Here is a 12,769-nt window from a genome sequence, read left to right on the forward strand (position 1 = left end):
TGCGATGGACGCCCGGAAAAGGCAGGCTAACCTTCCTTGGGGGCAGGCAACGGTGAGGTAACGTAGGAATGATGCGCGGGTTTCTGGTTGGCGTCGCGGTCTGTGCGATCAGCGTCGGGGTGGGGGTTTACGGCGGCTACCGGCTGACGTCCGAGTTTGAGGCCGCCGCGCCGGCACCGTCTCCGGTCGCCCAACCCACGGTCGCGCCGACCGCGCTGACGGGGCGCGAGCAGTCGACGATCTCGCTGTTCCGTGCCTCGCGGGAGGCGGTCGTCTCCATCTCCACCTCGGGTCGGGTGGTCGATCCCTTCACCCGTCGCACGTCGGAGCAGCCGGTGGGGTCGGGTTCCGGCTTCGTCTGGGACGACGAAGGGCACATCGTCACCAACAACCATGTGGTCGAGGGCGGCACGTCGGCCACCGTCACGCTCGCCGACGGGCGCAGCTTCGATGCGCGGCTTGTCGGGCGCGACGCGGCGCACGACCTCGCCGTGCTGAAGATCGAGGGGCGCGACCTGCCGGGCGCACTGCCAATCGGCCAGAGCCAAGGCCTCGAGGTCGGACAGGAGGTGCTCGCCATCGGCAACCCGTTCGGGCTCGACTGGACGCTCACCACCGGCATCGTCTCCGCCCTCGATCGGGAGCTTCCTGGGCAGGACGGGATCTCGAGCCGGGGGCTGATCCAGACGGATGCGGCGATCAATCCCGGCAACTCCGGCGGGCCGTTGCTCGACAGCGAGGGGCGGCTGATCGGCGTGAATACCGCGATCTTCTCGCCCTCCGGTGCCTCAGCCGGCATCGGCTTCGCGATCCCCGTGGGCAGCGTGCGCCGCGTCGTGCCCCAGCTCATTCAGCAGGGCCACTACACCCCGCCGTCCATCGGGGTGATCGCCGACGCACGCATCAACGCCGCGGTGAACCGGCAGGGCCTGTCGGGTGTGCTCGTCCTCGGCGCGGAGCCGGGCAGCGCGGCGGAGGCGGCGGGTCTGCAGCCTGCGACGCTCGACCGGCAGGGGCGGATCGTTCCGGGCGACGTGCTGATCGGCATCGGGGACTCGGACATCACCTCGCTCGACGATTACCTCGTCGAGCTGGACCGCCTGCAGGTCGGAGAGAGCGTCGAGGTGCGCTTCCGCCGCGACCGTCGCGAACGGACCGAAGTCATGCAGCTGACTGCCGGCATCTGAGGCAGCGCCCCGTATCAATCCAGCGGATTCCGCCGCTTGCGGAAACCGTGCCTTGCGGGCCGGGTGTCGTCGTGGCCTGATGGACGCGACCGAGGCCGCCGGACGTGCCCGGCGAGAGGACCGCGATGATCACGCCCGACCCGATCGACACGTTTCGCAACTGGTTGCTCGGCCTGATGGCCATCATCCTGCTCGGCTTTGCGCTGAGGGTGATGCAGCCCGTTCTGGTGCCCGTGACCCTGGCGCTGTTCATCACGCTGGTGATCTCGCCTGTCGAACAGAAGGTCGCCTCGCTGTTTCCGCGCAACATGCGCTGGCCGGGGCTTCTGGCGGCGATGGCCGTGGTGCTGTCAGTCTTCGCCGTCTTCGTCGCGGTCATCTGGGTCGGGGCGCGACGCATCGCCGGGGCGCTGGTCGGCGTGCCGCGCCGCATCAACACGCTGATCCGGGAAAGCGACCTCGACGAGCGAACGATGTTCGGCGCCGACCTCGAGAACCTGATGAGTCTCGTCGGTGAGCGGGGCGTCAGCTTCATCTCCTCCATCGCGACGCGGATCATCAACTCGGCCTCGACCACGATCCTGACGCTGGCGCTCACCCTGTTCCTCGTCATCCTGATGCTGGCCGAAGCGCCACGCGCGCTGAAGAAGCTGGAGGCGCTGTCCGAAGCCGAGGATACATCGCGCTGGCGGCGGGCGACGCGACTGATCGCCCGCAAGCTGCGGCTCTACCTGATGGCCCGCGCGGCGCTCGGGCTCCTGACCTCGGTCTGTTACGTGCTGTGGCTCTGGTACTGCGAGGGTGAGCTGCTGATGGTCTGGGGGCTGATGACGTTCCTGTTCAGCTTCATCCCGAACCTCGGCTCCGTCCTGTCGATGGTTCTGCCGTCCTTCTACGTCTGGCTGACGGGGGACGGCACAGGCATCTGGCAGGTCATCATCGGTCTGCTGGTGATCGAGCAGGTGATCGGCAACTTCGTCGACCCGCATGTGCAGGGGCAGCAGGTCTCGCTCGCGCCCGTGGTGATCTTGTTGTCGGTGATCTTCTGGGGCTGGCTGTGGGGGCCGCTCGGCGCGTTGCTCGGCGTACCGGTGATGATCGCTGTCGTCGTGGCAGCCGCGCATATGGAGCCGGCGCGGCCCTTCGCGTTGATCCTGTCCGACCAATCGGACATGGAGGGGCTCGACCGGGTCGCGCTCGACATTCCCGAAGGTATGACCCTGCCGCCCGAGCTGCGCGACGGCACCTAGCCGAAGCGTTCCGGCGCGGTCAGCAAGGAAGCGAGCGAGTCGAGCGCCGCACGGACCGGCGGATCGTGGCGCGCGTCGTGGTGCGAGACGAGCCATTCGTCGTGGGACAGCTCCCTGATCGGGGCGCCGAGCCGGACCAGCCCAGCCTCCGCATCACCTGCGAAACAGGGCAGCACGATATGCCCGATCCCGGCGAGCGCGAGGTCGAGACAAAGCCGCGCGTCACTCGCGGTCGTGACGATGGCGTCCGGGTCGTGGGCCCGCAGCCAGCGCTCCGACGGGGTGGAGGCGGCGGAAGACGGGATCGTGACGTAACCCTTCACCGCCTCCGAGGTCGCGTAGACCGCGTAGTCGATCCGCGCCATGCGCTGCCGCGCCAGCCATGAATGCTCCGGCGGGCGGTTGCGGATGCCGATGTCCGCCTCCCGCCGGGCGAGGTCGATGTTGGCGTTCGAGGCGAGGAACTCCGGCAACCACGGATCGTCCGGCGACCAGAAGTCCCGAGCGTTGCGCGTCAGGTAGCGCGAGGTCCACAGACCCGCCGTGATCCGGATACGCGGCCGTCGCGTGCCGTCGTCGAGCCATTCCTCCACGCCGGGGCGCACGGCGCGCAGCCCCTCCAGCCGGTCGGCGAGCGAGCGTCCCTCGGCGGTCAGCGCGTACCCCTTTGCGCCACGCAGGAACAACCGCCTGTTCAGCCCCCGTTCCAGCCCGGTCATCCGCCGCGACAGCGTCGGCAGCGGCGTGCCCGTCGCCTCGGCCGCGCCGGAGAGCGAGCCCGCGTCGGCGACCGCGAGGAACAGGGCAAGATCGTCGAGGGCCGGAGCATCTTTCATTCGTGAAAGTCCCGTTGCGCAGGGGCGCACTGCCCGGAGGCTGATGTCCTCGCCATATTGCGCCCTATCGGAACCGCAAATCAAGGAGGCCAACATGAATGTCCTGCCAACGATCACGCCGGACCCGCTGGTGCGCACCGGCGTGACAGAAGAAAAGCTGAATATCGAACGCCGCTATGCCAGTTTCCGAAAGTGGAACCGCCGCCGGCGCAGGCTGCTCCTGCTGCGCCGGGTTCGGGCGCTCTTCGCGCCCTCGGTCAGTCCCGCGTCCCGGCGAAGCGGGTCTGCCACTCCGCCCGCTGCTCGTCCGAGATCTTGGCGAACAGGTTATCCGGCACGCTGAACCCGTGGCCTGGCGGCAGGGCCTGAAGCGCGTCGGCCGCGCTGTCGGGCCAGCGGGTGTCGAGCGTGTTCAGAGCCGAGAACATCCGACCCGCCGTCTCCGGAAGGAAGGGGGCGGAGATCACGGCGTAGAGCCGGATCAGGTTGAGACCGAAGCGGATCTGGCCGGCGGCGCGGGTCTCGTCCTCCTTGAAGGTCGACCAGGGTGCGGCCTTCTGGAGGTACTCGTTGCCGGCGACCCAGATCGCCCGCAGCTCGGCCGCTGCCTTGCGGATGTCGATCGCATCGAGGTGACGCTCGTAGGCGCGCAGCCGGGTCTCGAGCTCCTCGATCAGCGCGGCCTCGTCGGGGCCGGCCTCGCCGCCGGTCGGGACGGTCTCGCCGAACTTGGAGCGGCAGAACTTGGTGACGCGGCTGACGAAGTTGCCGAGCACGTCGGCCAGGTCCTTGTTCACCGAAGACTGGAAATTCTCCCACGTGAACTCGGCGTCCGCGTTCTCCGGCGCGTGGGACAGCAGCCACCAGCGCCAGTAGTCGGCCGGCAGGATCTCGAGCGCCTGGTCCATGAAGACGCCGCGCCCGCGCGAGGTCGAGAACTGCCCGCCGTCGTAGTTCAGGTAGTTGAACGACTTGATGTAATCGACCATCTTCCACGGCTCGCCGGAGCCGAGCAGCGTGGCCGGGAAGGTCAGCGTGTGGAAGGGGACGTTATCCTTGCCCATGAACTGGGTGTAGGTGACGTCGTCGGCGCCCTTGTCGGTGCGCCACCAGCTTTCCCATTCCTCGCCCTTGCCGGCATCGACCCATTCCTGCGCGCAGGCGATGTATTCGATCGGCGCGTCGAACCAGACGTAGAAGACCTTGCCCTCCATGCCGGGCCAGTCCTCGGTTCCCTTCTTCACCGGCACGCCCCAGTCGAGGTCGCGGGTGATGCCCCGGTCCTTCAGCCCGTCGCCGTCGAATAGCCACTTCTTCGCGATCGAGGTGGTCAGGATCGGCCAGTCCGTCTTGCTCTCGATCCACTCGGCAAGCTGGTCCCGCATCCCGGACTGGCGCAGGAACAGGTGCTTGGTTTCGCGCATCTCGAGGTTGGTCGCGCCCGAGATGGTGGAGTGCGGTTCGATCAGGTCGACGGGGTCGAGCTGCTTGGTGCAGTTGTCGCACTGGTCGCCGCGCGCGCTGTCGAAGCCGCAGTTCGGGCAGGTGCCCTCGATGTAGCGGTCCGGCAGGAAGCGGCCGTCCTCGGGTGAATACATCTGCGTTTCGGAGACTTCGGAGATCAGGCCGTTGTCGGCCAGCACGCCGGCGAAGTGCTGCGTCAGCGCATGGTTCTGCGGCGAGGAGGAGCGGCCGTAATGATCGAACGACAGGCCGTAATCGCGGGCGAGACCGGCCTGCACGGCGTGAAGTTCGGCGCAGTAGTCGGCAACCGGCTTGCCGGCCTTCTGGGCCGCGATCTCGGCAGGGGTGCCGTGCTCGTCGGTGGCGCAGAGGAACAGCACCTGATGTCCCCGGCCGCGCAAATAGCGGGCGTAGAGGTCGGCGGGAAGCTGGCTCCCCACGAGGTTGCCGAGGTGCTTGATCCCGTTGATGTAGGGCAGGGCGGATGTGATCAGGTGGCGGGCCATCTTGCGTCCTTCGGTCGCGTCGCGCCCGCTTTAACGGCTGTGCGCGCCGAGGGCCAGTGGGGCCGGCGGGCTCTTCGCAGACGGGTGGCCTCAGCGGTCCCGGTCGCGCCGCAGCAGACGGCCGATTGTGAAGGAGGTCCGCGGCACCCAGACGTAGGGCGTGCGATGTTCCGGTGCCGCGCGGCGTCGCATCCGGAAGAACCCGAACACCGCGAGCACGATGTGACCCGCCCCGATGAAGGCGAACAGCGCGGACGGGCCGTAGGCGTCGATCAGCGCCGAGGTGAGGTAGGGCGCCGCGATGGCGCCGACCGCGAACCAGAACATCAGCGCGGCCGACAGCTCTACCCGCTCGTCGTCTTCCGCGAAGTCATGGGCATGCGAAGCGGCGACCGAGTAGATCGGGAAGCTCACCGCGCCGAACAGCGCCGAGGAGGCGAAGATCGCGAAGGTCCCGCTGCCCGAGATCGCGACGGTCAGCGCGCAACCCGCCGTCGAGGCGACCGACAGCCAGATCAGCACCCACCGGCGGTCGTAGCGGTCGGCAAGCATCCCCGCCGGGTACTGCGCGAGCGCCCCGCCACCGATCCACGCGGCGAGGAACAGGCCGATCTGGTCGGCCGAGAGCCCGACTTCCTGCCCGTAGATCGGACCGGTCATCCGGAAACTGGCGGAGGTCAGCGCGGCGACAATCACGCCTGCCACCGCGAGCGGTGAGCGGATCAGGGCGAGCTGCGGCCTCAGCTTCGGCGCGCCGCTGGTCGTCGGGGCAGGGGCCTTGGTGAGGGTCAGCGGCAGCATCGCGGCGACGCAGAACAGCGTGAGGATGTTGTAGGCGACGTAGACCTGCACGTCGGCCAGCGCGCCGATCATCAACTGGGCGAGCAGCGCGCCGCTCATGTCGACGATCCGGTAGGCGCCCATAGTGCGGCCGCGCGTCTGGTTGCCGACACGGGCCTGCAGCCACGCCTCGATCACGGTGAAACTGCCGGCGACGCAGATGCCCTGGCCGATCCGCATTACGGCCCAGGCCCAGGGATCGAAGACCAGCGTGTGCCCGATCAACCCGATTGCCCCCATCGCCGCGAAGCTCGCGAATGTGCGCGAGGCACCGACGCTGCCCATCAGGCGCGGCGCCCACCAGCACCCCGCGAAAAAGCCGAGGAAGTGCGCGGAGCCGAGCAGGCCGACCTCTTCCCGGCTGAAGCCGCCCGCGAGCCCGGTCAGCGCGTCGAGCGGCCCGACGCCGCCGGAGGCGAGCTGCAACATCATGACCGACAGGAAGAGGGAGCCGAAGGCGAAAAGGGTGCGCATGGCTCCCATTTGCGCCGAATCAATGGCGGGCGCCATGCCAAACACGACGCCCGCTCACGTGCTTCCGCCGAGGGTCTTACTGGGCGGTATAGCCACCGTCGACGAGGTGGTAGGAGCCGGTTACGAAGCTCGCCTCGTCCGACAGGAGCCACGCGGTCAGGTTGGCCACTTCCTCGGGCTCGCCCATCCGGCCGAGCGCGTGAAGCCCGGCGAGGTAGGTCTGCGTGTCGGCATCGAGGTGCTTCTCGATCAGCGGCGTGCGGATGAAGCCCGGGCCGACTGCGTTGATGCGGATCTTGTCGGCAGCATGTTCGAGCGCGGCGGATTTCGTCAGCCCGACGACACCGTGCTTGGCGGCGACGTAGGCGGCCGAGTTCGCGATGCCGACCGAGCCGAGGATCGAGGCGATGTTCACGATGCTCGCGCCCTCGCCCATCTTGGGGATCGCGTAGCGCATGCCGTAGAAGACGCCGGTGAGGTTGACGCCGATGACCTGCCGCCAGCTGTCGGTGGGGTATTCACCGGTCTTCGCGGACTCCCCGCCGATCCCGGCGTTGTTGACCAGCATGTGCAGCCCGCCCGTCTTCTCGACGGCGGTGTCGATCATCGCCTTCACGCTCTCCTCGTCGGCCACGTCGACCGCGGTTGCGAAGCTCTCGCCGCCGGCCTTGGAGGCCGCAGCCTCGGCATCCTCGAGCTTGAGGTCGGCAAACAGAACCTTGGCGCCGCGCGCCGCGAGCAGGTTGGCGATGGCGAGCCCGATCCCGGACGCCGCCCCTGTGACGATCGCTGTCTTGCCGTTGAAATCGCTGGACATGTTTCTCTCCATATTCCGGATGTGGCGGAACTCTCTGACGTCGCTCCGCGCCTGTCCTTGATATGGAACATGCGTCCGGAAATTTCCCGGTGCGGACATGCACGACGCTTGTCCGCTGGCGGGGATTGAAGGCCGGACTTTCGCGCCGGGCCTTCAAGAGAGGGGCTTGTAGACCGGGGACGTATCCGTATCGTCGCCGCGACCAAGCGACAGGACAGAACACGTGAAGAAAATTCCCCTCGGCTCGAGCGGCATCGAGGTCACCGACTGGTGCCTCGGGACCATGACCTACGGCAACCAGACCGGCGAAGCGGACGCCCATGCGCAGATCGACATGGCGCTCGACGCCGGCATCGATTTCATGGATTGCGCCGAAATCTACCCGGTGAACCCTGTGCGCAGCGAAACGGTCGGCGTGTCCGAGCAGGTGCTCGGCAACTGGTTCGCCAAGTCCGGCAAGCGCGACCAGTGGAAGCTGGCCACCAAGATCTCCGGCATGAAGGGCGAGATGATCCTGCGCGAGGGCAAGGGCTACGACGGTGCCGTCCTGCGCCAGTGCGTCGATGACAGCCTGCGCCGCTTGCAGACGGATTACATCGATCTCTACCAGCTCCACGTGCCGATGCGCGGCACCTACGCCTTCCGCCGGAACTGGGGGTTCGATCCCTCCGCCCAGAACAAGGCGGAGACCGAAGCCTTCATGCTCGATATTCTCGAAGCGATGGACGACGTCATCAAGGCTGGCAAGGTTCGCGCCTTCGGGCTGTCCAACGAAAGCTGCTGGGGCACCTCGCAGTGGCTGAAGCTGTCGGACATGCACGGCCTGCCGCGCGTGGCCTCGGTGCAGAACGAATATTCGCTGCTCTGCCGCCTGTGGGACACCGACATGGCCGAGATGTCGGTGAACGAGGATGTGCTGCTGCTATCCTACTCGCCGCTCGGTGCGGGCCTGCTGACGGGCAAGTACCAGAACGGCGGCCTGCCGGAAGGCAGCCGCATGGCAATCAACGGCGATCTCGGCGGGCGCAAGTCCGATCGGGTGTTCGACGCGGTCGATGCCTACCTGGCCATCGCCGAGAAGCACGGCCTCGATCCGCTGCACATGGCGCTTGCCTGGCAGAAGACGCGGCCCTTCCCGATCTGCGCGATCTTCGGCGCCACCAGTACCGAACAGCTCGAGCGCACGCTCGCAGGCTACGACGTCACCCTCTCCGACGAGGTGATCGCGGAGATCGAAGCCGCCCACAAGGCGCACCCGATGCCGTTCTAGATCACTGCACCATGGTCGCGCGCAGCCCGGCGATATGGCCGGGCAGCGCGCGGTCGGTGACGTCGGCCTCCCGCACCAGCTTGTCGAAATGCCGGGTCAGCGCGCGCACGCGTTCCGTGTCGCGAAAGACCAGGTAGTTCGAGCCGAGGTAGATCACCGACAGCAGCGGCCCGAACACCGTGATCGGCGCGGAATAGAGCCGGTGCGCATCGAACAGGTAAATCCGCAGGGACGGGTAGAGTTGGTCGAGCAGCCGGACCATGTGTGACAGCTGCGTCTCGCGGATCGTGCGAGGGATGCCGGCATAATAGCCCTCCGCTCGCGCGAAGGCGCGCAGCTCGTGCAGGGGCAGGCAGATCTCGTAGTCCGACTGCGCCTGCCGCATCCAGTTGAGCCGGTCCATCGAGGCGCCGATCGCCTGCTCCGCCGTGCGACCGAGCCCGGCGGAATATTCCCAGTGCAGCATCTCGTTGGTCTTGAGCATGTCCGGCAGGCCCGCCGGGACGTGCCGGATCTTGTAGCCCTCCGCCTCCCGGTGCCAGTCGAAGATCCGCTCGTCGACGAGGGCGCGGGGCGCTTCCGTCATGGTCATCGCGAGCGCGACGAGGTCGGCGGCCTGCTCCGGCCGCTGGCTGAGGCCGAGCAGCCAGTCTGCCGACACGCCGAGCACGCTGGCGCATTGCGCCGCGACATGCGCGTTCGGCAACCGCGCCTCGTCCTTCAGCAATTGCGAGATGGTCGAGCGATCGACCCCCGCGCTCCGTGCGAGTGCTGACTGGCTCACCCGGCGCTCCGCCATCGCGGCGAGGAGCCGCGTACGAAACAGTTGGGATCTCGCCCGTTTGTCCATTTTTGTCACCATGACCAGAGAAATATCAACATTGTTCCGTTTTGTGGATCGGAAACGTAATTCTCTACGTCATTTCTTTCAGATAGCCCTAAATCATTGGGACATGAGGGAAATATGGAGACGAAAACACGGTCCGTCGTGAAGGCGGTCCTCTGGAATCTGCTTGGCCTCGCGGTGATGGCGCTGGTCGGGCTGATCATGACAGGCTCCATCGCGGTCGGGGGTGCAATGGCGCTCATCAACGCCGCGCTCGGCCTGTCGATGTACTTCATCTACGAACGGGTCTGGGACGGGATCGAATGGGGTCGCGATGCGTGATCCTCACTCTTCCGTCGAATGGCCGACACTGGGACTGCTGACGGCGTGCTACGTCGCCTGGGGCGTCGCGCTGTTCTGGCTCTCCACGGTGTCGCTCTGGCTGGCGGTGCCCGTCGTGGCGGTCGCTGCGGCGATGCACAGCTCGCTCCAGCATGAGGCGATCCACGGCCACCCGTTCCGGGACCGCAGGCTCAACGCGCTGCTTGTCTGGCCACCGCTGGACCTGTTCGTGCCTTACGGGCGCTTCCGGGACACGCACCTCGCACACCATCACGACGCGATCCTGACGGACCCTTACGACGATCCGGAGAGCAACTACCTCGACCCTGCCGTCTGGTCCGGGCTGTCGCGGCCGGTGAAGCTGGTGCTTCGGATGAACAACACGCTCGCGGGGCGGATGCTGATCGGACCGCTGGCGGGCATGACCGCCTTCATCGCGGGCGACTGGGCACAGCGGCGCGACGGCAAGGTGCGAGAAGCGTGGCTGTGCCACCTGCCGGCGGTGGCCGCCGTGCTGGTGCTGGTCGTCACCTCGCCGATGCCGGTCTGGGCCTACCTGATCGCGGCCTACGGCGCGATGTCGATCCTCAAGATCCGGACGTTCCTCGAGCATCAGGCGCATGAGAAGGCCCGCGCCCGTACCGTCATCATCGAGGACAAGGGGCCGCTGGCGCTGCTGTTCCTGAACAACAACCTGCACGTCGTCCACCACATGCATCCGCGCGTGCCGTGGTATCGGCTGCCGCAGGTCTACCAGCGCAACCCCGACCGCTATCTTGGCGTGAACGAGGGCTATCGCTACGGCTCCTATGCCGAGGTGATCGGCCGCTACCTGTTCAAGGCGAAGGACCCGGTGCCGCACCCGCTGCGCCACGGCTGACACGGCGGCTTGCGCCTGCCCGGTTGCGGGCGCAAGAGGCTGCATGGACGCCTGGATCTACCTCACTCTCGCCGCCGGTCTGGCGCTCACACTGCGGTTCATGCTGCAGAAAGTGCTCGCCGGCGGACGGTTGAGCGCGGCAGGCGCGACCTTCGCTCGCTTCGTCTATTCCGCGCCGCTGGTCGCGCTGGTGGCCTTCACCTATTCGCAGGCCACGGCACAGGTCCGGCCCGGCCTGTCGGTCGAGTTCTGGGCCTACGCGATGGTTGGCGGCGTGAGCCAGATCCTCGCCACGATCCTTGTCGTACTGCTGTTCTCCCACCGGAATTTCGCCGTCGGGATCACCTTCAAGAAGACCGAGGTGCTGCTCTCGGTCATTGTCTCGGCGCTGGTGCTGGGCGAGGGGGTGAGCGCGCCGGGTCTCGTCGCGATCCTGATGGGGCTGGTGGGGGTGATCCTGCTCTCCGACCCGCCGGGCGGCGGGCCGGGCACATGGCTGCGGCGGATCGCCAACCGGCCGGCGGGGCTCGGGCTCGCGTCGGGCCTGTTCTTCGCGATCTCCGGCGTCGGCTACCGGGGCGCATCGCTGTCCCTGTCGAGCGGCGACGCCTTCCAGCGCGCGATCGTGACGCTGGCGTTCGTCACGGCGTTCCAGACCATCGTGCTCGGCACATGGTTGCTGCTGCGGCGACCGGGAGAAATCGGACGGGTGTTCAGAAGCTGGCGGGTGTCCAGCCTCGTCGGGCTGACCAGCATGGCGGGCTCGACCTGCCTGTTCACGGCCTTCACTCTGCAGAAAGTCGGATACGTGAACGCTGTCGGACAGGTGGAGCTTATCTTCTCGCTGCTCGCCTCTGCGCTGGTATTCCGCGAGACGATCAGCCGGCGCGAGTTGCTGGGTGTCGGGATTCTCGGCCTGTCGATCGTGATGCTGGTTCTGGTGACCTGAGACCGCCGGGCGCCGCTCGGCTGCGCCGTCGCCCCACCCGCCGTCCCGTCAGGCGATCCGCGTGATGCGCGCCTCGTTCGACTGCAGGAACGGCACGCCAGCCGGATCCGGCGTCGCCGCCGCTTCGGCGAGCGCGAGGCGCGTCGGAAAGGGCAGGTTCTGCTGCGCCGCTTCGTCGATGCGGCGCCAGCCGAGTTCCGTCAGTTCCTCGTCCGCGTCGCCGAACCTGTCCGGGTCGGTGGCGAGGTCGTCGGCGTCGGCGAGAAAGAAGCGCGCGTCGTAGCGTCGGGTCGCCCCGCGCGGGGTGATCGCGCGGAAGATGAACCGCAACGGCGCACTGTGGCGCAGCGTCTGGCCGGTCTCCTCGGTCAATTCCCGCAGCGCGGCGGCGGCAACCGCGCCGGGTGGACAGTCCGAGCCGACAGCGAGGCGCGCCCGGCAAAGCGGGGTCAGCGGCACATCCGCCCCGAGGTCTACGGCATCGACAGCACCGCCGGGAAATACCAGCCGCGACGGCATGAAGACTGCACGCCCGCCGCGCCGGCCCATCAGGACCCGGTCGCCACGCCGCAGGATCAGCGTCGCGGCGTCGCGGATCGCCTCACTCTTCTCCACCGAAGCCGTGCATCCGCCGTGCCCACTGGATGCCGACGACCAGCCCCTTGAGGCGGGGCAGCAGGAACAACGACATCGCCACGCTCGCCACCGTGAATATGGTGAACAGGACCAGCGGATCGGGCCGGAAAGCCGTGAAGACCACGTGGAGTAGCGGGGCCACGATGTGGCCGACGACGAGGATGGTCAGATAGGCCGGACCGTCGTCGGCACGGTGATGGTACAGCGCCTCTTCGCAGACGGGGCAATGATCGACGACCTTCAGGTAGCCCTCGAACAGGGGGCCGTTGCCGCAATTGGGGCAACGCTTGCGGAACCCGCGCATCATGGCGCGCTTGGTCGGGCGGTCCTCTTCGGCGTGGGCGGGCATGGGCATGGTCATCTGTCTGGATTCGTCAAACATCGGGTGTCGCGTCCTCGGTTCACGAACTTTGAACGTGGGCCGCATGGGCCGGTCTGAAAAGGGGACAGAAGGTCATAGGGGCGGAATGTCGCAAATTCCGGCCGAAAGAA

General features: G+C 67.4%; 13 protein-coding genes. 6 read left to right on the plus strand and 7 right to left on the minus strand.

The annotated features are described in order from the left end of the window. Positions 1-68: 68 nt before the first annotated feature. Together I8N54_RS03410 and I8N54_RS03415 are read left to right on the plus strand one after the other, a co-directional pair. Positions 69-1,187, plus strand: a complete 1,119-nt coding sequence (locus tag I8N54_RS03410; protein WP_408635342.1) for a S1C family serine protease — start codon at positions 69-71, stop codon at positions 1,185-1,187. Positions 1,188-1,312: 125 nt separating this feature from the next. Further along, positions 1,313-2,437, plus strand: coding sequence for an AI-2E family transporter (locus tag I8N54_RS03415; protein ID WP_140193914.1), 1,125 nt, complete (start codon positions 1,313-1,315; stop codon positions 2,435-2,437). Here I8N54_RS03415 and I8N54_RS03420 read toward each other — a convergent pair. The 4 genes from I8N54_RS03420 to I8N54_RS03435 all read right to left on the minus strand — a co-directional run bounded on the left by I8N54_RS03420 (position 2,434) and on the right by I8N54_RS03435 (position 7,374). Continuing rightward, positions 2,434-3,273, minus strand: a complete 840-nt coding sequence (locus I8N54_RS03420; protein WP_140193913.1) for a LysR family transcriptional regulator — start codon at positions 3,271-3,273, stop codon at positions 2,434-2,436. The two genes, I8N54_RS03415 and I8N54_RS03420, sit on opposite strands and share 4 nt — an antisense overlap. Before the next feature lie 257 nt (positions 3,274-3,530). Beyond that, positions 3,531-5,243, minus strand: coding sequence for a methionine--tRNA ligase (metG, locus tag I8N54_RS03425; RefSeq protein ID WP_140193912.1), 1,713 nt, complete (start codon positions 5,241-5,243; stop codon positions 3,531-3,533). A gap of 90 nt (positions 5,244-5,333) precedes the next feature. Continuing rightward, a complete protein-coding gene (locus I8N54_RS03430; protein WP_140193911.1) occupies positions 5,334-6,557 on the minus strand; it encodes an MFS transporter in 1,224 nt (407 codons plus the stop codon). A gap of 76 nt (positions 6,558-6,633) precedes the next feature. After that, a complete protein-coding gene (locus tag I8N54_RS03435; RefSeq protein ID WP_140193910.1) occupies positions 6,634-7,374 on the minus strand; it encodes an SDR family NAD(P)-dependent oxidoreductase in 741 nt (246 codons plus the stop codon). A gap of 223 nt (positions 7,375-7,597) precedes the next feature. On the opposite strand from I8N54_RS03435, the gene I8N54_RS03440 reads away from it, so the two are divergent. After that, the gene (locus I8N54_RS03440; RefSeq protein WP_140193909.1) at positions 7,598-8,644 is read left to right on the plus strand and encodes an aldo/keto reductase; all 1,047 of its coding nucleotides are present in this window, start codon (positions 7,598-7,600) and stop codon (positions 8,642-8,644) included. Position 8,645: 1 nt separating this feature from the next. Here I8N54_RS03440 and I8N54_RS03445 read toward each other — a convergent pair whose 3' ends face one another. Continuing rightward, entirely contained in the window at positions 8,646-9,506 is an 861-nt protein-coding gene (locus tag I8N54_RS03445; RefSeq protein ID WP_140193908.1) for a helix-turn-helix domain-containing protein, read from the minus strand. Between the two features lie 102 nt (positions 9,507-9,608). On the opposite strand from I8N54_RS03445, the gene I8N54_RS03450 reads away from it, so the two are divergent. From I8N54_RS03450 to I8N54_RS03460, 3 genes are read left to right on the plus strand one after another with little or no spacing between them, the layout of a single operon-like run. Then, entirely contained in the window at positions 9,609-9,812 is a 204-nt protein-coding gene (locus I8N54_RS03450) for a DUF2061 domain-containing protein (protein WP_140193907.1), read from the plus strand. Further along, positions 9,805-10,692: a fatty acid desaturase gene (locus tag I8N54_RS03455; RefSeq protein ID WP_140193906.1), complete on the plus strand. Its 888-nt coding sequence runs from the start codon at positions 9,805-9,807 to the stop codon at positions 10,690-10,692. The genes I8N54_RS03450 and I8N54_RS03455 overlap by 8 nt, the downstream gene beginning before the upstream one ends. 43 nt (positions 10,693-10,735) lie before the next feature. Further along, complete coding sequence (locus I8N54_RS03460) at positions 10,736-11,641, plus strand: DMT family transporter (RefSeq protein ID WP_140193905.1); 906 nt, start codon at positions 10,736-10,738, stop codon at positions 11,639-11,641. Between the two features lie 48 nt (positions 11,642-11,689). On the opposite strand, the gene I8N54_RS03465 is transcribed toward I8N54_RS03460, so the two are convergent. Both I8N54_RS03465 and I8N54_RS03470 read right to left on the minus strand, forming a co-directional pair. Continuing rightward, positions 11,690-12,256: an NUDIX hydrolase gene (locus I8N54_RS03465; RefSeq protein ID WP_231592513.1), complete on the minus strand. Its 567-nt coding sequence runs from the start codon at positions 12,254-12,256 to the stop codon at positions 11,690-11,692. After that, positions 12,243-12,626 carry a DUF983 domain-containing protein gene (locus tag I8N54_RS03470; protein ID WP_232790429.1) on the minus strand — a complete coding sequence of 128 codons (384 nt, stop codon included), beginning with the start codon at positions 12,624-12,626 and terminating at the stop codon, positions 12,243-12,245. The genes I8N54_RS03465 and I8N54_RS03470 overlap by 14 nt, the downstream gene beginning before the upstream one ends. Positions 12,627-12,769: the final 143 nt, after the last annotated feature.

The organism is Pelagovum pacificum, assembly GCF_016134045.1.
Classification (GTDB): domain Bacteria; phylum Pseudomonadota; class Alphaproteobacteria; order Rhodobacterales; family Rhodobacteraceae; genus Oceanicola; species Oceanicola pacificus_A.

What these genes read in the sequence shown, in the direction of transcription:
- I8N54_RS03455 (WP_140193906.1), top strand. Translation starts at nt 9,805, where the DNA reads ATGCGTGATCCTCACTCTTCCGTCGAATGGCCGACACTGGGACTGCTG.
- I8N54_RS03435 (WP_140193910.1), bottom strand. Translation starts at nt 7,374, where the DNA reads ATGTCCAGCGATTTCAACGGCAAGACAGCGATCGTCACAGGGGCGGCG.
- I8N54_RS03450 (WP_140193907.1), top strand. Translation starts at nt 9,609, where the DNA reads ATGGAGACGAAAACACGGTCCGTCGTGAAGGCGGTCCTCTGGAATCTG.
- metG (WP_140193912.1), bottom strand. Translation starts at nt 5,243, where the DNA reads ATGGCCCGCCACCTGATCACATCCGCCCTGCCCTACATCAACGGGATC.
- I8N54_RS03445 (WP_140193908.1), bottom strand. Translation starts at nt 9,506, where the DNA reads ATGGTGACAAAAATGGACAAACGGGCGAGATCCCAACTGTTTCGTACG.
- I8N54_RS03415 (WP_140193914.1), top strand. Translation starts at nt 1,313, where the DNA reads ATGATCACGCCCGACCCGATCGACACGTTTCGCAACTGGTTGCTCGGC.
- I8N54_RS03410 (WP_408635342.1), top strand. Translation starts at nt 69, where the DNA reads ATGATGCGCGGGTTTCTGGTTGGCGTCGCGGTCTGTGCGATCAGCGTC.
- I8N54_RS03470 (WP_232790429.1), bottom strand. Translation starts at nt 12,626, where the DNA reads ATGCCCGCCCACGCCGAAGAGGACCGCCCGACCAAGCGCGCCATGATG.
- I8N54_RS03430 (WP_140193911.1), bottom strand. Translation starts at nt 6,557, where the DNA reads ATGCGCACCCTTTTCGCCTTCGGCTCCCTCTTCCTGTCGGTCATGATG.
- I8N54_RS03460 (WP_140193905.1), top strand. Translation starts at nt 10,736, where the DNA reads ATGGACGCCTGGATCTACCTCACTCTCGCCGCCGGTCTGGCGCTCACA.
- I8N54_RS03420 (WP_140193913.1), bottom strand. Translation starts at nt 3,273, where the DNA reads ATGAAAGATGCTCCGGCCCTCGACGATCTTGCCCTGTTCCTCGCGGTC.